19 protein-coding genes are annotated in these 19,313 nt (G+C 55.3%); 15 read left to right on the top strand and 4 right to left on the bottom strand.

All coding sequences use genetic code 11. The features are described from left to right. Nucleotides 1-14: 14 nt before the first annotated feature. Both L1F30_RS08985 and L1F30_RS08980 read right to left on the bottom strand, forming a co-directional pair. Nucleotides 15-1,295 (bottom strand): HlyC/CorC family transporter, encoded by a 1,281-nt coding sequence (locus tag L1F30_RS08985; RefSeq protein ID WP_253355448.1) that lies wholly within the window; start codon nt 1,293-1,295, stop codon nt 15-17. Nucleotides 1,296-1,367: 72 nt separating this feature from the next. Then, on the bottom strand, nt 1,368-2,186 hold the full coding sequence (locus tag L1F30_RS08980) for an inner membrane protein YpjD (protein WP_253355446.1): 819 nt from the start codon (nt 2,184-2,186) through the stop codon (nt 1,368-1,370). Nucleotides 2,187-2,368: 182 nt separating this feature from the next. Between L1F30_RS08980 and ffh the strand changes: the two genes are divergently transcribed. The 10 genes from ffh (at nt 2,369) to L1F30_RS08930 (ending at nt 11,213) form a co-directional block, all read left to right on the top strand. Further along, complete coding sequence (gene ffh / locus L1F30_RS08975) at nt 2,369-3,748, top strand: signal recognition particle protein (RefSeq protein ID WP_253355444.1); 1,380 nt, start codon at nt 2,369-2,371, stop codon at nt 3,746-3,748. Nucleotides 3,749-3,951: 203 nt separating this feature from the next. Beyond that, the gene (gene rpsP, locus L1F30_RS08970) at nt 3,952-4,197 is read left to right on the top strand and encodes a 30S ribosomal protein S16 (protein WP_253355442.1); all 246 of its coding nucleotides are present in this window, start codon (nt 3,952-3,954) and stop codon (nt 4,195-4,197) included. A 27-nt stretch (nt 4,198-4,224) separates the two neighbouring features. After that, nucleotides 4,225-4,764 carry a ribosome maturation factor RimM gene (rimM, locus tag L1F30_RS08965; RefSeq protein ID WP_253355440.1) on the top strand — a complete coding sequence of 180 codons (540 nt, stop codon included), beginning with the start codon at nt 4,225-4,227 and terminating at the stop codon, nt 4,762-4,764. Nucleotides 4,765-4,849: 85 nt separating this feature from the next. Beyond that, entirely contained in the window at nt 4,850-5,584 is a 735-nt protein-coding gene (gene trmD / locus L1F30_RS08960; protein WP_253361786.1) for a tRNA (guanosine(37)-N1)-methyltransferase TrmD, read from the top strand. A gap of 56 nt (nt 5,585-5,640) precedes the next feature. Further along, nucleotides 5,641-5,991, top strand: coding sequence for a 50S ribosomal protein L19 (rplS, locus tag L1F30_RS08955; protein WP_253355438.1), 351 nt, complete (start codon nt 5,641-5,643; stop codon nt 5,989-5,991). 133 nt (nt 5,992-6,124) lie between these two features. Next, the gene (xerD, locus tag L1F30_RS08950) at nt 6,125-6,964 is read left to right on the top strand and encodes a site-specific tyrosine recombinase XerD (protein WP_253361785.1); all 840 of its coding nucleotides are present in this window, start codon (nt 6,125-6,127) and stop codon (nt 6,962-6,964) included. Nucleotides 6,965-7,062: 98 nt separating this feature from the next. Further along, the gene (locus tag L1F30_RS08945; RefSeq protein WP_253355436.1) at nt 7,063-7,827 is read left to right on the top strand and encodes a DsbC family protein; all 765 of its coding nucleotides are present in this window, start codon (nt 7,063-7,065) and stop codon (nt 7,825-7,827) included. A 193-nt stretch (nt 7,828-8,020) separates the two neighbouring features. Then, complete coding sequence (locus L1F30_RS08940) at nt 8,021-9,322, top strand: homoserine dehydrogenase (RefSeq protein WP_253355434.1); 1,302 nt, start codon at nt 8,021-8,023, stop codon at nt 9,320-9,322. A 23-nt stretch (nt 9,323-9,345) separates the two neighbouring features. Beyond that, nucleotides 9,346-10,743 carry a threonine synthase gene (gene thrC / locus L1F30_RS08935; RefSeq protein WP_253355432.1) on the top strand — a complete coding sequence of 466 codons (1,398 nt, stop codon included), beginning with the start codon at nt 9,346-9,348 and terminating at the stop codon, nt 10,741-10,743. 20 nt (nt 10,744-10,763) lie between these two features. After that, nucleotides 10,764-11,213 (top strand): acyl-CoA thioesterase, encoded by a 450-nt coding sequence (locus L1F30_RS08930; RefSeq protein WP_253355430.1) that lies wholly within the window; start codon nt 10,764-10,766, stop codon nt 11,211-11,213. Here the strand turns inward: L1F30_RS08930 and L1F30_RS08925 are convergent. Then, nucleotides 11,195-11,548 (bottom strand): cupin domain-containing protein, encoded by a 354-nt coding sequence (locus L1F30_RS08925; protein ID WP_253355428.1) that lies wholly within the window; start codon nt 11,546-11,548, stop codon nt 11,195-11,197. The two genes, L1F30_RS08930 and L1F30_RS08925, sit on opposite strands and share 19 nt — an antisense overlap. Before the next feature lie 118 nt (nt 11,549-11,666). On the opposite strand from L1F30_RS08925, the gene recJ reads away from it, so the two are divergent. Further along, complete coding sequence (gene recJ, locus L1F30_RS08920; protein WP_253355426.1) at nt 11,667-13,391, top strand: single-stranded-DNA-specific exonuclease RecJ; 1,725 nt, start codon at nt 11,667-11,669, stop codon at nt 13,389-13,391. On the opposite strand, the gene L1F30_RS08915 is transcribed toward recJ, so the two are convergent. Continuing rightward, nucleotides 13,366-14,031 carry an arylesterase gene (locus L1F30_RS08915; RefSeq protein WP_253355424.1) on the bottom strand — a complete coding sequence of 222 codons (666 nt, stop codon included), beginning with the start codon at nt 14,029-14,031 and terminating at the stop codon, nt 13,366-13,368. The two genes, recJ and L1F30_RS08915, sit on opposite strands and share 26 nt — an antisense overlap. Nucleotides 14,032-14,159: 128 nt before the next feature. On the opposite strand from L1F30_RS08915, the gene L1F30_RS08910 reads away from it, so the two are divergent. The 4 genes from L1F30_RS08910 (at nt 14,160) to L1F30_RS08895 (ending at nt 19,257) form a co-directional block, all read left to right on the top strand. Beyond that, nucleotides 14,160-14,867: an ABC transporter ATP-binding protein gene (locus tag L1F30_RS08910; protein WP_253355422.1), complete on the top strand. Its 708-nt coding sequence runs from the start codon at nt 14,160-14,162 to the stop codon at nt 14,865-14,867. After that, nucleotides 14,861-17,404, top strand: coding sequence for an ABC transporter permease (locus L1F30_RS08905; RefSeq protein WP_253355420.1), 2,544 nt, complete (start codon nt 14,861-14,863; stop codon nt 17,402-17,404). The genes L1F30_RS08910 and L1F30_RS08905 overlap by 7 nt, the downstream gene beginning before the upstream one ends. A gap of 265 nt (nt 17,405-17,669) precedes the next feature. Next, nucleotides 17,670-18,098, top strand: coding sequence for a MerR family transcriptional regulator (locus L1F30_RS08900; protein ID WP_253355419.1), 429 nt, complete (start codon nt 17,670-17,672; stop codon nt 18,096-18,098). Beyond that, nucleotides 18,088-19,257 carry a permease gene (locus L1F30_RS08895; protein ID WP_253355417.1) on the top strand — a complete coding sequence of 390 codons (1,170 nt, stop codon included), beginning with the start codon at nt 18,088-18,090 and terminating at the stop codon, nt 19,255-19,257. Before L1F30_RS08900 ends, L1F30_RS08895 begins: the two co-directional genes overlap by 11 nt. Nucleotides 19,258-19,313 lie beyond the last annotated feature (56 nt).

Raw genomic sequence — 19,313 nt, 5'->3', positions numbered from 1 at the left:
TAGTGGTTTTGGTGTCAGTCGTCGAGATCCGGCAGGCGCGTGGCCTTTACCCTTTCGATCATCTTGCTTGAGGTTTCTACCACTTCAAAGCGGTAGTTGCGCAGGGTCAGGCTCATGGCGCATTCGGGCACGCCCTGAAAGGTATCTACCAATAGGCCATTGATGGTTTTGGCCTCATCGGTGGGCAGATCCCACTCCAGTTCGCGGTTAACATCACGCAATGAGGCGCTGCCATCAATCACATACCAGCCGTCGCCCAGGTTGGATATCTCTTCGCCCAGTTCTTCTGCACGATTGGTGGTGAAGTCACCCACAATCTCTTCCAGCAGGTCTTCAAGGGTGATAATGCCTTGCACATCGCCGTATTCATCAACCACAAACGCCATGCGGCGCTTTTCTTTCTGGTAGTGCAAAAGCTGGGTGTGCAGCGGTGTGGACTCGGGCACAAAGTAGGGCTTGCGGCAGAATCTGCGAATGTCGGCATGGGTAATGGTGCTGTCGTCGCCAAAAATAAAGCGCGCGGCGTTGCGTAAATGCAGCGTGCCCACCACATTGTTGATGTCGCCTTCATACACGGGCAGGCGGGTGTACTCACTGGTGCGAATCTGGCGCAGCAGGGTGGGGATGTCGTCTTCGAGGTTGAGCCCCACCACGTCATTGCGCGGCACCATGATGTCTTCCACGGTGGCTTTGCCGAGATCAAGCACATTCAGCAGCATGCCCTGGTGCTGGTCGGGAATCAGGTCGCCGGCTTCATCCACAACCGTACGCAGCTCGTCCGGGTGCAAATGTTCGTTGGTGTTGTGGGCCTCGGGGTTTACACCAAAAATCCGCGCGAGGGCGTTAGACATCACGTTAACCACGATAACAATAGGGTAAAACAACCAGAGCAGCGGCTTAAGCAGCAGGCTCGCCGGGAAGGCGATGCGCTCCGGGTGTAAGGCGGCCACAGTTTTTGGCGTAACTTCGGCAAACACCAGCAGCAGTAGCGTCAGTGCAATGGGCGCAATGGCCAAGCCTACATCGCCAAACAGCTGGGTGGCAATCAGGGTGGCAATGGTGGCGGCGGCGGCGTTTACCAAATTGTTACCGATAAGAATCACGCCAATCAGCCTGTCTGGCCGGCTTAGCAGCTCCGATGCGCGCAGGGCGCCGCGGTGCTTCTTGTTCACCAGGTGCTTCAGGCGGTAACGATTCAAAGACATCATTCCGGTTTCGGAAGATGAGAAAAACGCTGAAAGTAGAATCAAGCCTGCCAGGCATGAAAACAGCAGGCTAAGGGGTATGTCGTTCAAGAAAGGGTGGTCCCTAGGTCTATAAAGCGCGTATCTTGCAGCAGAAGGGCCAGCATGGCAAATCCTGCATTACTATGCCACGCCCAGCACCAGCTCCAGGACGAATTTGCTGCCAAAATAGGCCAGCATAAGTGCCGCAAACCCACCCAGCGTAAAGCGGATGGCCAGGTGCCCGCGCCAGCCCAAAAAGTGCCTGCCCGCCAAAAGTGCGGCATATATAAACCAGGCCAGAATCGAAAATACCGTTTTATGCGCCAAATGTTGTGCCAGCAAATCTTCCACAAAGGTCAGGCCTGAAATCAGTGAGGCGCTCAACAGGGCAAAGCCCAGCCAGAGCATATCAAACAGCAGGCCTTCCATGGTTTGTAGGGGCGGTAAAATACGCACGGCACCCGCGGTGTGGTGGTTTTTAAGCTGGTGGGTCTGAAACGCGAGCACCAGAGCCTGGGCTGTGGCAATGGTGAGCAGGCTATAGGCGAGCAGGCTTAGCACCACATGTACAGCAACACCGCTGGCCAAAGGCGTGAAGTGGGCGGGCTCATGAAACGCTATGAGCGCCACTATACTCAGTGCCGAAAGGGGCATAAGCAGTAAATACAGGGTGTGTACCGGCTTTTTAAGGCCAGAAAGTAGCAGCAGGCTATTGATGGCCGCAAAAATCAGGCTGGCGGTGGCGAAAAAGCTGAAATTAACGCCCGCCTCTGCAAAGAGCAGCGGATAGAGGCCATACCAATGAAAGGCAACTGCGCAAAACGCCAAGGCCTGCACCCAGGGGCCTTGCAGGGCTTGGCGTTGGCGCAACAGGGCAACCAGATAGCCGCTGGCCGCCAGGTAAACAGCCACAGCTGCCAGATTCATGGCTAGCGCGTACATAGAAATTCCATTTGACATGCAGTTTCACCCACCGGAGATGGGCGCAGTGTGTCATAGCGGCGCTGGAAATTGAAGATTTTGCTGGGCCTTTGATATTGTCGGCAGATCACTTGGGCCGCCTGCGCCGTTAAGCTATACTGCCCGCCTTTTCAACGTCGGCACGGCGCCGGCGACATACCGCAAACTGAAGAATCTGCACGATGTTTGATAATTTAACAGAACGACTCTCAAAATCGTTGCGTGCCATTACCGGTAAGGCGCGCCTGAACGATGACAATATCAAAGACACGCTGCGCGAAGTGCGCAAGGCGCTGCTAGAGGCAGACGTAGCCCTGCCCGTGGTGAAAGGGTTTGTGGAAAAGGTGCGCAAGCGCGCCGTGGGCGTAGAGGTTGCCCGCGCCCTTAACCCCGGCCAGCAGTTTTTGAAAATCGTCCAGGCTGAACTTGTTGAGTTAATGGGGCAGGCCAATGAATCGCTGAATCTTGCCCAGCAGCCGCCAGCTGTAGTGTTGATGGCAGGCCTGCAGGGTGCCGGTAAAACCACCTCTGTGGCCAAGCTTGCCCGGTTTCTGAAAAATCGTGAAAAGAAAAAGGTGCTGGTGGTCAGTGCCGACATCTATCGCCCGGCAGCCATCAAGCAGCTGGAAACCCTGGCAGCCGAAGTGGAGGTGGAATTCTTTCCGTCCTCTGCAGACCAAAAGCCTGTGGCCATCGCCGAGGCCGCCATTGCCCATGCGAAAAAGCAGTTTTGCGATGTGGTGATTGTGGATACCGCCGGCCGCCTGCATATAGATAACGCGCTCATGGAGGAGATCCAGGGGCTGCACAAGGCCATCAACCCGGTTGAAACCCTGTTTGTTATTGATGCCATGATCGGCCAAGACGCCGTAAACACGGCGCGTGCCTTTAATGAAGCCTTGCCGCTTACCGGTGTGATACTCACCAAAGCCGACGGCGATGCCCGTGGCGGTGCCGCGCTGTCTGTGCGTGAAGTAACCGGCAAACCCATTAAGTTCTTAGGCATGGGTGAAAAGGTGGATGCCCTGGAGCCCTTCCACCCAGACCGCATCGCCTCACGCATACTTGGTATGGGCGATTTGATGTCGCTCATCGAGCAGGCCGAGCAAACCATTGATAAGGCCAAGGCCGAGAAGCTGGTTAACAAGGTGAGCAAGGGCAAGGGTTTCGACCTGGAAGACCTGCGCGATCAACTGCAACAGATGCAAAATATGGGCGGCCTGGGCTCCATGCTCGAAAAGCTGCCCGGTATGGGCAATGTGGCACAAATGGCGCAGCAGGCCGACATGACCAAGCAGTTCAAGCAGATGGACGCCATAATAAGCTCCATGACCCCCGGCGAGCGCCGCAACCCAGAGCTGCTGAACGGCTCGCGCAAACGCCGCATTACCGCCGGCTCAGGTACCGAGATTCAGGATCTCAACCGCCTGCTCAAGCAGCATAAGCAGATGTCCAAGATGATGAAAAAGATGAAAGGCGGCGGCATGAACAAGATGATGCGCGGCCTGGGTGGCATGATGCCCGGCGGTATGGGTGGTTTGCCACCGGGTGGTTTTCGCTAATATCTCGCTAAAAAGCGTATTTATTGGCTGGGGCCCGCAAAATTCGCGGGCTTCGGCGGTATTTTGGGGGGTAAATGCCTATACAGGCAGGATTTTTTACCCTAGAATACCGCGCCTTTCGCAGGCCTGTGTCTGCAATCTTGCTAGATGTAGTGGTGCAGGCATAACGCTGGCACAAATTTAACAACAGGAAGAAGACTTACATGGTAAGCATTCGTTTATCTCGTGGTGGCTCTAAGAAGCGCCCGTTTTATCACTTGACCGTAACCAACAGCCGTAACTCTCGTGATGGCCGCTACCTTGAGCGCGTAGGTTTCTTTAACCCGTCAGCGCGTGGCCAGGAAGAGCGTCTGCGTATCGATCAAGAGCGCGTAGAGCACTGGGTTGGTCAGGGTGCACAGCTGAGCGAGCGTGTAGCCTCTCTGCTGAAAGAAGCATCAGCTGCTTAATTTTGCAGCGCTGAGGTACGGCCGACAATGACCCAGAAACGGTCAAACTTAATTGACGTTGGTCGTATTACCTCGGTATTCGGTATCAAGGGTTGGGTGAAAGTCCATTCTGATACTGAACCGCCGGAAAACATCGCCTCTTATTCCCCTTGGTGGTTAAAAACCAAGCACGGTGTGAAAGCGATGGAGGTTGATGAATTTCAGCCCCACGGCAAAGGATTTATTGCCCATTTTAAAGGCATTGATGACCGTACAGAGGCTGAAACCCTGGCCAAAGTCACCATCAGTGTGGAGCGCGACCAGCTGCCCGAACTTGCCGCCGATGAGTTTTATTGGCACGAGCTGGAGGGGTTGCACGTTGTCAGCTTGTTTGAAGGTGGGGAGTACAAGCTTGGGCAGGTGAGCCACCTGCTGGAAACCGGTGCCAACGACGTAGTGGTGGTAAAGCCCTGCGAAGGTAGCCTGGATGACCGCGAGCGACTGGTGCCTTACGTGCCAGAGCAGTTCGTCAGGCAGATAGATTTGGCAGCCGGCACTATGTGGGTCGACTGGGATCCGGCGTTTTAACGTGACGCCGCCAGAGGCAGCAGAGCAGCCGCAGGCCGAACAGCTAGAGCCATTGCGCATAGCACTGGTTACCTTGTTTCCGGAAATGTTCGATGCCATTGCAGATTATGGCGTGAGCAGCCGGGCAATTACGCAAGGGCACATCGCCTTGCGCTGTTGGAACCCGCGGGATTTCACCAGCGACAGGCACCAAACGGTAGATGCGCGGCCCTATGGCGGCGGCCCCGGTATGGTGATGATGGTGCAGCCATTGCGCGATGCGGTAAACGCAGCCAAAGGCTGGGCCGGTGGTGACGCTGAGGTAGTGTACCTCTCGCCTCAGGGGCGCCAGTTTAATCAGGCAGCGGCGCAGGATTTTGCGGTTAAAAAGCGCAATCTGGTGTTGGTTGCCGGGCGTTATGAAGGCGTTGATGAACGCTTTATAGCGCTCGAAGTCGATAGCGAATGGTCTATTGGCGATTTTGTACTGAGTGGCGGCGAGCTGGGTGCGATGGTAATGGTGGATGCAATTACCCGCCTGATACCCGGAGTGCTTGGCCACAAGCAATCGGCAGAGCAAGACAGCTTTACCGATGGCTTGCTGGATTGCCCTCACTATACGCGGCCAGAGGTCTATACCGACGGCGAGCAAGCATTAAAGGTGCCGGCGGTGTTAGCCTCCGGCGACCATGAAAGAATCCGCCGTTGGCGGTTACAGCAAGCACTGGGGCGCACTGCATTAAGGCGCCCCGACTTGCTGCAAGGCAAGACCTTGACCGAGGAGCAGCAACGGCTGCTGACGGACTTTCGTCGGGACCTCGAGGCGGGAAACACCGATTAATACCGGGTTTTCCATTCTAGCTGTGAAGCTACACACTTGTTAATTTGGAGAAAGACATGACTAACAAGATTATCCAAGCCCTCGAAAACGAACAGTTGAAGAAAGAGGTTCCTGAGTTTGCACCCGGTGATACCGTTGTGGTTCAGGTTAAAGTTAAAGAAGGCGATCGCAGCCGTTTGCAGGCCTTTGAAGGCGTTGTAATTGGCAAGCGTAACCGTGGCCTGAACTCTGCATTCACCGTGCGTAAGATTTCTTACGGTGTGGGTGTTGAGCGTACCTTCCAGCTGCACAGCCCGCTGGTAGATTCAGTGTCTGTTAAGCGTCGTGGTGATGTTCGTCAGGCCAAGCTGTACTACTTGCGTGACCTGGCTGGTAAAGCTGCGCGTATTAAAGAAAAACTCAACTAAGTGTGAGTGCTTCTTGAAAAACCGGCCATTGGCCGGTTTTTTTATGCTTGCACGAAAATGCCCGGCGCTTATGCTGGGGTATTGTTGGAGGGGATAAGTGAGCATTATCGATCAATACCTGGATGCGCTGTGGATGGAAAAGGGCCTGAGCGATCACACGCTCGCAGCCTACCGGCGCGACTTGCAAAGCCTTGCAGCCGGTGCCCCGGCTGAGACGCTGCTCACCAAAACAGCGTCAGAATTGCAGGCCTACTTAGGTGGGCGGTTTGAGCAGGGCGCAAGTGCCCGGTCGGTATCGCGCCAGCTCTCGTGTTGGCGAAGCTTTTACGGTTACTGGCTGCGCGAAGGGCGCATAAAGCTGGACCCAGCGGCCCATATAGATAGCCCCAAACTCGGCCGGCCATTGCCCAAAACGCTGACCGAGGCCGACGTAGAGGCGCTGCTTGCCGCACCGGATGTTGAAGACCCCATTGGCCAGCGCGATCGCTGCATGCTTGAGGTGCTCTACGCCACGGGGCTTCGGGTATCGGAGCTTGTGGGGCTTACCCTTTCACAGGTTAATTTGCGTCAAGGCGTGGTGCGGGTATTTGGCAAGGGTTCAAAAGAGCGACTGGTGCCCTTGGGCGCCGAGGCAATTTACTGGCTTGAGCACTATGTGCGCAGCGCGCGCGGTGCACTGCTGGCGGGTGGGCAGAGCGAGGTGTTATTTCCAAGCGCGCGCGCCCAGCAAATGACCCGGCAAACCTTTTGGTATCGCATTAAACACTGGGCCAAGGTGGCCGGAATCGAAAAGCCCTTGTCGCCCCATACACTGCGCCACGCCTTTGCCACCCACCTGTTAAATCATGGTGCGGATCTCAGGGTGGTGCAGATGCTACTGGGGCATAGCGACTTGTCTACCACGCAAATCTATACCCACGTCGCCCAGGCGCGTATGAAACAATTGCACCAGTTGCACCATCCAAGGGGGTAGTGGATCGGTTGGTCGTAAAAGTGAACAACAGTACACTGTAACTCTTCAAGGCATAGGTTATGATCGCCTAACGCTGTATTAACAATAAGGAATTACCCATGGTTAAATTGTTGTCCTCTGCATTTCTGGCCGCCGCAATGGCCTTTAGCAGTGGTGCTTTTGCGCAGGCCGCCACCGGTGTGGCCAAGGTTACTCCAGAGGTTGAGGCACGCCTGAAGGCGAAAGTGGCCGCAGCCATTCCCCATATGGCAGTCACCAGCGTTACCAATGGCCCCTTTTCAGGCATCTATGCCGTAAGCCTTGATAACGGCCCCGTGCTCTATACCGATGCCACCGGTGAGTACCTGGTGGCAGGCGATCTTTATCGGGTGGAAGGCCAAAAGCTCGTCAATGTGGCTGAGCAAGCCCGCCAGTCTGAGCGTGCGCCCTTATTAGCCGCGCAAGATGCAGCCGAGATGATTGTGTTTCCAGCCAAGGGCAAAACACGCGCGTCTATCTACGTTTTTACCGATGTCGACTGCGGCTATTGCCGCAAGTTGCACCGCGAAGTGCCGGCGCTTAATGATGCAGGCATAGAGGTACGCTACCTGGCGTATCCGCGCGCGGGTTTGCGCTCTGAATCTTACAACAAGCTGGCGCGCGCCTGGTGTTCAGATACCCCAACGGAAACCCTTACGCGGTTAAAAAATGGCCAAAATGTCACCGGAGAAGTTTGTAAGAATAACCCCATCGATGCGCAGTACCGCTTGGGCGGCGAGCTGGGTGTACGCGGCACCCCGGCTATTTTTCTCACTAACGGCGAGCTGATTTCCGGTTATCGCCCGGCGCCAGAACTGATCAAGGCGATCGGTCTGGAATCGTGATTTCCGCGCCGCCTGTCTGGCGGCGCGTTCTTTCTCAAGCCTGCTCCCAAACCTTGCGCGAAAGGCCCCAAAGCCCCGATTGACAGCCTTCGCCGGTATCAGTAAGGTTGCCGTCCTTTTGCAAGAATAAACAGCAAAGTCTTAAACTGGCGCAACGTTTGGTTGTGCTTTATGCCATTCAGAGGAAGTTATTTTGAAACCGGTGAAAGTAGGCATTTGTGGCCTAGGTACAGTAGGAAGTGGCACGTTTAACGTGTTGACGCGAAATAAGCGCGAAATAAACGCACGAGCCGGTGTAGAAATTAACATTATTCAGGTAGGGGCTCGCCGTGAAAACCCCGCCTGTGATTTGGGTGGGGTAGCCCGCGTTGCCGATATCTTCGAGGTAGCCCGCAACCCTGAGGTGGATGTGCTGGTTGAGCTCATCGGCGGCACCACAGTTGCGAAAGACCTGGTGCTTGAAGCCATAGCCCAGGGCAAGCATGTGGTCACCGCCAACAAGGCGCTGATTGCAGAGCACGGCAACGAAATTTTCGCGCGCGCCAAAGAAGCGGGTGTGCAAGTGATGTTTGAAGCCGCCGTAGCCGGTGGTATACCTATTATTAAAGCGCTGCGCGAAGGCTTGTCTGCCAACAAGGTTGAGTGGCTGGCCGGCATTATTAACGGCACGGGCAACTTTATCCTCACCGAAATGCGCGATAAAGGCCGCGCCTTTGAGGATGTGCTAAAAGAAGCCCAGGCCCTCGGTTACGCCGAGGCAGACCCAACCTTTGATGTTGAAGGCATCGATGCCGCGCACAAGCTGGTTATTCTTGCGTCTTTGGCTTTTGGCATTCCGCTGCAGTTCGACAAGGTATTCACCGAAGGTATCAGCAATATCGCACCCGAAGATGTGGATTACGCTCAGGAGCTGGGTTACCGCATCAAACACCTGGGCATTGCGCGCCAAACAGCCGCCGGCATTGAATTGCGTGTGCACCCCACCATGATTCCTGCCAAGCGTTTAATTGCCAATGTAGATGGCGTGATGAACGCCGTATTGGTTAAAGGCGACGCCGTAGGCCCAACCCTGTATTACGGCGCCGGTGCCGGCGCCGAGCCCACAGCCTCGGCGGTAATTGCGGATGTTGTAGATGTTGCGCGCAGTTGCGCCCAGGGCGGTGCCGGAGTTGCACCACTGGCGTTTCACAATGCGGCAGATCAAACCCCCAACATGCTGCCCATGGAGCAAGTGGAAACTGCCTATTACCTGCGCATGGTGGCCGAAGATCGCCCCGGAGTACTCGCGCAAGTGTCTACCATTCTTGCAGAGGCCAACATCAGTGTTGAGGCATTAATTCAAAAAGAACCCCAGCAAGACGCGCCACAAGTGCCGTTAATTTTGTTAACCAGCCGTGCCATCGAACACCAGCTGATGTCTGCCATTGAAAAAATAGAAGCCTTACCTGTGATTCATGGCGATGTTGTACACATTCGTGTTGAAAGCTTGGGCTAAACCGCAAATTATTGGAACCGATTGTGAAATTTATTAGTACCCGCGGGCAGGCTCCGGCGCTGTCTTTTGAAGAAGCCGTATTAACGGGCCTGGCCTCAGATGGTGGCCTGTATGTGCCGGAAACCTTGCCCCATTTCAGCAAAGAAACCATCGCCAGCTGGGCGGGCTTGTCTTACCAGGCATTGGCCTTTGAAATTATTAAGCCCTTTGTTGACGGTGAGCTAACCGACACAGAGCTTAAGGCAATTATTGATAAAGCTTATGCGAGCTTTCGCCACGATGCGATAGCGCCGATGGTTCAAACCGGGCACAACGAATGGGTGCTGGAATTGTTTCAGGGCCCAACCCTTGCCTTTAAAGATTTCGCACTGCAATTTCTAGGGCACTTGCTGGATCATATTTTGGCCAAGCGCAACCAGAAAGTGGTTGTGATGGGCGCCACCTCCGGCGATACCGGATCGGCTGCCATTGAAGGCTGTAGCCGCTGCGATAATATCGACATCTTTATTCTGCACCCGCACGAGCGGGTGTCAGAAGTGCAGCGCAAGCAAATGACATCGGTGCTGGCGCCCAATGTGCATAACATTGCGCTTAAAGGCAACTTTGATGATTGCCAGAATATGGTTAAGGCAAGTTTTGCCAATCAATCCTTCTTGCCGGAAGGTCGCCAGCTGGTGGCAGTAAACTCTATTAACTGGGCGCGCATTATGGCCCAGATTGTTTATTACTTTTATGCAGCGCTGGCATTGGGTGGCCCGCATCGGCCTGTGTCTTTCTCTGTGCCCACGGGTAATTTTGGTGACATTTTTGCAGGCTACCTCGCTTCAAAAATGGGCTTACCCATTGAGCAGCTGATTATTGCCACCAATGCCAACGACATTCTTCATCGCTGTATCAGTGACAATGACCACTCTAAAAAGCCGCTGGTGCATAGTTTGTCGCCAAGTATGGATATCATGGTGTCCAGCAACTTTGAGCGCTTGTTGTTCGACTTATACGATCGCGACGGGGCAGCCATTAGCGGGCTAATGGAAGAGTTTAAGTCGGGCGCGATGACGCTGTCTGATGCTGCGCTGGCCAAGGCCCGCGAACTGTTCAGCAGTCATCGTTTAGACGACCAAGCCATGACCCGTATCATCGGGCAGGTGTATGAGCAAACAGGCTATCTGTTGGATCCTCACACGGCCATTGGCGTAGAGGCGGCAAGGGTTAAACGCAAGAATACGCACACGCCCATGGTGTGTTTGGCAACGGCGCACCCGGCCAAGTTTCCGGAGGCGGTAAAACAGGCCACCCGGCATGTGGAGCCTGCATTGCCGCCACACATGGCGGATTTGTTTGAGCGCAAAGAGCAATACGATGTGCTGGAAAATGATACCGCCGCCGTACAGCAATTTGTCGCAAAGAACATTCGCGCCTAGGCCGAAAACGGAGCGCTATTATGCGATCACACACTACGGAAATGTCTGTGCTGGTGACACCCGAGATGAGCAATTTCGGTGGCAAAATGCACGGGGGCGAGCTGCTTAAGCTGCTGGATAAAGTGGCTTACACTGCCGCTATTCGCTATAGCGGCAGTTACGTGGTTACACTTTCTGTAGACAATGTGTTGTTCAAAGAGCCGGTGGCCATTGGCGAGCTTTTAACGCTTTTGGCGTCGGTGAATTATACCGGCAACAGCTCAATGGAAATTGGCATCCGTGTGATCGCAGAGTGCCTCCAAACCGGCACTCTGCGCCACACTAACACCAGCTATTTCACTATGGTGGCGGTAGATGCCAACGGTAAACCTACCGCAGTGCCTAAGCTTGAGCCAGAAACCCAAGTGCAACAACGCCGCTGGCGCGAAGCCCAAGCAAGGCGCAACGCCCGTCATTGCGCTGCTTCGTAAATCGCATAATATTTTTGTACCTGCCCAAGGGTTTCCCAGGTGCCTTTAAAGCCTGCGGGAATTACAAATGCATCGCCCTTGTTAACGGTTTCCTTTAGGCCTTGTTCATCTTCAATAATGGCGCTGCCATCGATGATGTAACAAAACTCATCTTCTGTGTAATTAAGCGTCCATTTCCCAGCATCAGATTCCCATATGCCGCAATGAAAGTTGTGGGCCATGTTGGTGAATTGGTGTGCGGTTTTAGATACGGGGCTGCCGGCAAGTAATTTAGCTGCGCTGATAGGCGCCTGGCTGATCTCGCCCTGGTCTGGTTTGATTCTAAGTAGTGGCATAGTGGTGGGTCCGTTTTAAGTGTGCGCTAAGTGTAGTGGGTGCGGCCGTTCAGGGCATTGCCCCAAACGTGTTAGGCTGTGCGCCTTGTAAAAAGTACAGCGGCGTAGAGTAGGGCATATGAAGGTAGTTGCGCGCACGGCAGATCTTGCCAAGGCAGAGTTTGATTCCAGCGTGCCAGCGCTGATTCAGCGGATCTACTGTGCCCGGGGCGTAACCAGCCAGGCCGGTGTGCCCCGCAGCCTTAACCAGTTGCTGCCGCCGGCAATGAAAGGCTTGGCGCATGCAGCCGAAGTGCTCGCCCATGCGGTGCAGGCCAATCAGCGGATTCTTATACTGGGTGATTTTGATGCAGATGGCGCCACCAGCTCTGCGCTTGCGGTATTGGCCCTAAGGGCCATGGGCGCAGGCCAGGTGGATTTCCTGGTGCCCAATCGCTTTGATTATGGCTATGGCTTGACGCCTGAAATCGTGGAAGTGGCAAAGGGCTTTGTTCCTGATGTGATTGTTACCGTGGATAACGGCATCTCCAGTATCCAGGGCGCGCAGGCGGTGTTTGATGCGGGTATTGCGCTTGTGATTACCGATCACCATTTGCCCGGTGAGCAAACCCCGAAAGCTGCAGCCATAGTGAACCCCAATCAGCGGGGGTGTGAATTTCCCAGTAAGAACCTGGCCGGTGTTGGCGTAATTTTTTATGTGATGAGTAAGCTCCGCGCCTTGCTTCAGGCACAGGGCTGGTTTAACCCGGCCAGCCGGCCAATGCCGAACATGGCGAACTTTCTGGATTTGGTGGCGCTCGGCACTGTGGCTGACGTGGTGCCCCTTGATGCCAATAACCGATTGCTCGTGCAGCAGGGGCTAAAGCGCATACGCGCAGGGCATTGCCGGCCGGGTATTACCGCGCTCTTAACCGTTGCCGGTAGAAATCCGGCCGCCGTGCAGGCCTCGGATATGGGGTTTGCTGTGGGGCCAAGATTAAATGCTGCCGGGCGTCTTGATGACATGCAGCTCGGCATTCAGTGCCTGCTGGCAGAGGATTACAGCCAGGCTTTGAGCCTTGCCCAGCAGCTCGACGACTTCAACCGTGACCGTCGCTCCATAGAATCGGCTATGCATAAAGAAGCCGAGCAGGCGCTGGCTGAATTCGATCAATTAGCGGCGGTGCCGAAAGCCATTGCCCTGTATCACCCAGAGTGGCATCAAGGGGTGATTGGCATTCTTGCCTCCAGAATCAAGGAGCGCTACCACAGGCCAACCGTGTTATTTGCCGATGCCGGCGACGGCACCCTTAAGGGTTCGGGCAGGTCAATCAAGGGGCTGCATTTACGTGACGCCCTCGATCGGGTGGCCGTCACTCACCCGGGGCTTGTACTTAAATTCGGTGGCCATGCAATGGCGGCGGGCCTAAGTATTACCCAGGCAAACTTCAGTGCGTTTCAGCAGGCCTTTGAGCAGGTGTGCGATAGCATGCTGACTGATGCAGACCTACAAGCGGTGATTTATACAGATGGCGAATTGCACCCACAGGATTTTACGCTAGAGCGCGCGCAACAACTGGCAGAGGCAGGCCCTTGGGGGCAGCAGTTTCCCGAGCCTGCGTTTCAAGGCGAGTTTATTATTCACAATCAGCGAATAGTGGGTGCTAAGCACTTGAAGCTTACGGTGTCGCCGGTGGCAAGCCCTGAGCAAAGCCTGGATGCCATCGCATTTAATGTTGATCTGGATCATTGGCCTGCGCCTGCTGCCCGGCAGCTGTTTGCCGTTTACCAGCTCGATATCAACGAGTTTCGCGGCCAGCGCAATGTGCAGCTACTGATTAACTATCTTGCGCCACCTGCATAAGTGGTGCCAGATATTCCAACACCTGGTCGCGCATCAGCGGTTGGGCGGCAGCCGTTGGGTGTATGCCATCGCCCTGCATCATCCCATCTTGCAGCGCAATATCTTCCAGGAAAAACGGAATTAAGGTTGCGCCCTTAACGTGTGCTTGCTCGCCAAAAAGCGCAGTAAATTTCTCGGTATAGCGTTTGCCATAATTGGGCGGGATACGCATCTCCATTACCAGGACTTGGGCATCGGCCGCTTGCCCGAGGGTGATCAGCTCTGTGAGTTGCGCGCGAATGGCCGCCAGCGAATGGCCCCTGAGGCCATCGTTGCCGCCAAGTTCAATCAGCAGCCAGCGGGGTTTATGCATTGCCAACAACTGTGGCAGCCTGGCAAGGCCGCCGGCCAGGGTATCGCCGCTAATGCTTGCGTTTACAATGTGGGTAGCTGGCAGGGCTTCATCCAGTAAGTCTACCCAGCCGGGCTCCGTAACAGCCAGGCCATAACCTGCGCTTAGGCTGTCGCCTAAAACGAGCAGCTTATTCTTAGCCTGTGAGTGCGGTGTATCTGTGGCGTGTGCGGCGGTTGCGACCAGCAGTGCCAGCGTTGCGAGCAAGGCTCTGGTGCTTGGAAGATAATCTGATAGGGTAAAGTGCATCGTATAACCTGCCTGTGTGAGCCTTAAATGTGCGAAATTTACGCCGTTTTTGCAACCGTCACGGGCTGAAACCCCCCAATTTGTCGTTTACTTTGAAACAACGAAAACTCTCAACCAAGGTCGTATTTATGATTGTTGCGCAAAATCTTCACAAAACCGTCCAAACCCTGGCGGGCGATTTGCCGATATTGCGCGGCGTGAACCTCACTGTAGGCGCGGGCGACAGCTTGGCCATTGTGGGGGCGTCCGGTTCCGGTAAATCCACCTTGCTGGGAATTCTGGCAGGCCTCGATGTGCCCACTGAGGGCCGGGTTCTGCTAGATGGCGCAGACCTGAACGCGCTAGACGAAGATGGCCGGGCGGCGCTCAGGGCTAAAACCCTGAGCTTTGTGTTCCAGTCTTTCCAGCTGTTGCCGGGCCTGAGTGCCTTGGAGAATGTGATGTTGCCGCTCGAGCTACAGGGTGTTGCCGATGCGCGCATGCGCGCCGAGCAATCACTGGCAGAGGTGGGCCTAGCTGCGCGCAGTGATCACTTTCCGCCCCAGCTTTCCGGCGGTGAGCAGCAACGTGTGGCACTGGCGCGTGCATTTGTAAGCCAGCCTAAAATTTTGTTTGCCGATGAACCCACTGGCAACCTCGATGCCGTAACCGGTGCAAAAATTATTGATTTATTGTTTGCACTCAACGAAAAGCATCAAACCACGTTGGTGCTTGTGACCCACGAGCAACGGTTAGCCGACCGCTGTCAGCACAGCCTGGTACTCGAAGCAGGCGAGGTGGTGAATGAGCCCGCACAGGCCAACATGGCAGCGGGCGAGGCGGGCCTTTCATGTTAAGCCTGCGATTATTGTTCCGTAATTTGCGCAGCGCCGAGGTGCGCATATTAGGCCTCGCCACTTTGATGGCAGTTGCCCTGGTGAGCAGCATCGCCCTGTTTGCCGACCGGTTAGAGCGCGCCATGGAAGCGCAATCCCATGCATTTATTGCATCAGACAGAATCATTCGCTCCAACAGCGAAATCCACCCAGATTGGCTTGCGCAAGCGCAGCAGGCCGGTTTGCGCACCGCCCGAACGACGGTTTTCCAATCTATGGTGTTTCACGGCGATGCATCGCACCTGGCTTCTGTTAAGGCGGTAAGTGATGGGTATCCGTTAATCGGCGAGCTTGAAACGCGACTGACCCCCTTTGGCGAAGGCCCGTTAACGGTGATTAAGCAAGGCCCGGCGCCCGGCGAGGTGTGGGTAGAAGGCAGGCTATTTCCTTTGCTGCAACTGCAGGTGGGTGATCAGCTTGAAGTGGGCGAGGGGCGCTTTAAGGTTTCAAAAGTATTGGTAACCGAGCCCGACCGTGGCCAGGGCTTCATGAGCTTTGGTGCACGGGTGATGATGCACGAGCAAGATTTGCCGGCCACGGGTGTACTGCAAGAGGGTAGCCGCGCAAGTTACAATTTATTATTGGGCGGTGAGCCGGGTGAAATTGATAACTATATTAACGCGCTAACGCCTGCGCTGAGCGTGCACGAACGCGTGATAGATGTCGCCAAAGCCCAGTCGCGCATTGCCCGCAATTTAAAAACAGCCAAAAACTTTTTAATGCTGGCCAGTGTGTTTGGCGTGCTGTTGGCAGGCATTGCAGTGGCAATGGCGGCCCAGCGTTTCTGCGCGCGCCACATTGATCAGGTGGCGCTGTTAAAAAGTTTGGGCGTGGTCAGTGCGAAAATTCAACGCTTGTACTTGGCCCAGTTGGTTTGGTTGGGTGCACTCGCAGGTAGCATCGGGTTGGTGGCAGGCCTTGCGCTGCAAGGCGCTATCGCCCAAAGCCTTGCACAATTGCTCACAGTGACCTTGCCGCCGCCGGGTGTATTGCCTGCTTTGCTGGGCGTGGGTGCAGGCTTTTTGTGTTTATTGTTTTTTGCCTTGCCGCCGCTTTGGCCGCTGCCGCGGGTTGCGCCCATAAAAGTGTTGCGCCGTGAAACGCCCGTGCCAACCACCACCGGGCGCGTTCAGCTACTCATTGGTGTGCTGTCATCTTTTGGGTTGTTATGGCTGTACAGTGGCGAGTTAATGCTTTCTCTTGTGGTGATGCTTGCCTGGGCAGGTGTTGCGTTACTGGCGGTAGGGGTTGCCGCTTTAAGCTTGAAGCTACTTAAACGTTATGCAGCAAATGCAGGCAGTCAATGGCGTTTGGCGATAGCATCACTTCAACGCAGAAAAACAGAAACCCATTTGCAGGTGGTGGTATTTGGCACTGCGTTAATGTTACTTGCCACCTTGCTATTGGTGCGCGGCTCGCTATTGGAAGAGTGGCGTTTACAATTGCCGGAGAATGCGCCGAATCATTTTGTGGTGAATCTTGCACCCCATGAATTGCCGGCGTTTGAAACGCTGTTGGCCACAAAGAAACTCACGCACAGCGGTTTGTACCCGTTAGTACGTGGGCGGCTTACCCACATAAATGGTGAAGACGCCAAAGCCCGTGCAATTGCGAAAGCACAAGCGCAGGCGGAATCTGAAGACGACAACGCAGGCAGTCGTGAGGGCCCCCAAGGCCCGGAGGCAATGACCCGTGAGCTGAATTTAAGTTGGACGCAAAATGTTCCAGAGGGCAATAACCTCACCCAAGGCCAGTGGTGGAGCGAAACTGAAAGCGCCGCGGCCACGCCCGAGGTAAGCCTTGAGGCAGAGTTTGCCAAGTGGCGCGACATTGAGCTGGGCGACGAGCTGACTTTCAGTATTGGTGGCCTGGTAACCACCGCCAAGGTTACAAGTTTCCGTACGCTTCGGTGGGATTCCCTGAAACCCAACTTTTTTGTGCTGTTTAATCCGGGCGCATTGGATAATTTTGCGCCCATGTACATGACAAGCCTATACGCACCGCCCGACGGTGGCCGCTTTGTTGCTGAATTGGTACAGCAGCACCCCACGGCACTGGTGGTGGAAATGGAAAAGATTTTTGCCCAAGTGCGGCTGGTCATTGATCAGGTAAGTGGCAGTGTGCAGCTGGTTTTCTGGCTGGTGTTTGTGGCCTCAATGTTGGTGCTAATGGCCTCGGTGCATGCCAGCATGGATGCCCGCACCCAAGAGCTGGGCTTGTTGCGTGCCATGGGTTCAGCGCGCGGCCTGTTGCGGGCGCGCTTGTGGATTGAATTTGCTGCCCTCGGCGCGCTTTCCGGCTTGGTGGCAGCTCTCGGTGCCGAAGGGTTGCTTTGGGGGTTACAACGCTTTGTGTTCGACCTCAAATGGCAGCTGCACCCCTGGGTGTGGATCGCAACGCCTGCCTTTGGTGCGCTGGTAATCGGGGGCTTTGGTGCCTGGTCTTGCCGGCACCTGCTCAGGCTGCCCCCGGCTACGGTGCTCCGCCAGGCGGCTTAATCCGCCAGCTTATGGCGTAATGGCTGCAACGCTCGCATGTCATTACGCCATTCATTACACCATTGCCGAGCGCCCAGATGGCAGGGTTTTTAGTGCCACAGCCCTGGCATTCGAGCGCTGGGTAATTTCCAGTCAAATACGCCTTCTGAATTGCCGCTACCCTTGACCTTGCCCCTGGGGCAAGGTTCATACTGCGTTTAAATTGTGAGTCTAAAGCGTGTATTACAAATTTTTACACGCCCTATGCAGCGTGTAAGGAGGCAGTGTGCAGATTCAAGATGTTGCCAAGGTAACGGGGCTCTCGCCTAAAGCCATACGTTATTATGAGGCCCAGGGGTTGGTGGCACCTCAGCGCAGCGCACACAATGGCTACCGCATCTATAGCCGCGATAATCTCGATCACCTGTGCTTCTTACAACACGCCCGGGCCGTGGGGTTTACCGTTCAGGAGTCTGGCCGCTTGTTGAATATGTACCGTAAAAAAGGCAGCCACAGTGCGCGGGTGAAGCATTTGGTGGGAGAAAAACTTGCCGAGTTGCGGCAAAAACGGTTGGAGCTTGAACGACTTGAGGCCACCTTAAGCGAGCTGTGGCAATCCTGCGATGGCCGTGAAGGCAACCGCTGTGCGATTTTAGACCGTTTGGCGGCGGCAAATTTTGACAGCGCAAATAGTGAGGTGCAGCATGACCGGTGAATCCAAATGTTGTGGCCCTGCAAGTGAAAAGGCTGAGGTAAAGCCCGGCTGTTGCGAGCCATCAACCCTACAGGGCCGCGGGCAAAGCGCCCCAGACTCCTCAGGCGGTTGCTGTGATTCGCCTGGCGGCGCCAAGCGTATTGATTATTTATTGTGGGGCGGTTTGTGTGTGGTGGCATTGCTCTACGGCACCTACCTGGTGGTTGGGCATGAGGCCTTGGCGAATCAAGGCAGCCTCCGGGGCTACCTTGGTGTAGCCAGCCATACGGTGTTTGAACTCATGAATACCATGTGGTGGGGCATAGTGTTGGCCGCGGTGTTTGTGGGCGTGCTGGCGCGCGTACCCCAGGCCCTGATTATGGGTGTGTTGGGTGAGGGTGGCTCCAAACGTGGCTTGCTGAGAGCCACCGGTGCGGGCCTGGCATTGGATTTATGCTCTCACGGCGTTTTGATGGTGGGCATGCAGCTCTACAAGCGCGGCGCCAGCCTTGGCCAGGTAATGGCCTTTTTGATTGCAACGCCCTGGAATTCGCTATCTCTCACCATCATTATGGTGTCGCTCATAGGGCTGCCGCTCACGGCGCTTTTTATTGGTTTATCGCTCTTGGTGGCGCTCTGCACCGGCTGGTGGGTAGACAGGTTGGTGGCCCGCGGCAAATTGCCAGCCAACCCCAACACAGTTAAACAGGAAGCCGGTTATCACTGGCCGTCTGACTTAAAGCAGCGCTGGCAGGCCATAAATTGGCAGTGGCAGCTGGTGCCAGACATCTTATGGGATGGCCTTAAGGGTTCGGCAATGGTGCTGCGCTGGTTGCTGGTGGGCGTGATTCTGGCGGCGTTGGTCAGAACCTTCGTAGACACCGCCGTATTTGAGCAGTGGTTTGGCCCCACGCTTTTGGGCTTGGCAGCCACGCTGGTTGCCGCCACCATTATAGAAGTGTGCTCAGAGGGCTCTACACCGCTGGCCGCTGAACTGGTGACTCGGGCAGACGCCCCGGGCAATGGTTTCACCTTCATGATGGCCGGTGTTTCAACGGATTACACCGAGATAATGTCGCTGCGCGATACCACCGGATCTTGGCGTTTGGCGCTCGCCTTGCCACTGTACACCTTGCCGCAAATCCTGGTGATGGGCTGGCTGTTAAACGCCTTGGTTTAGCAGGGCATTTCCCTGCAGCCATACTTGGTGAGAGCGTGGCTGTGGGGTACAATCCG

It is taken from the genome of Simiduia sp. 21SJ11W-1 (genome assembly GCF_024138675.1).
Classification (GTDB): domain Bacteria; phylum Pseudomonadota; class Gammaproteobacteria; order Pseudomonadales; family Cellvibrionaceae; genus Simiduia.
Note: the sequence above shows the minus strand (reverse complement) of the source record. Positions and strands in the feature narration are given on the sequence as shown.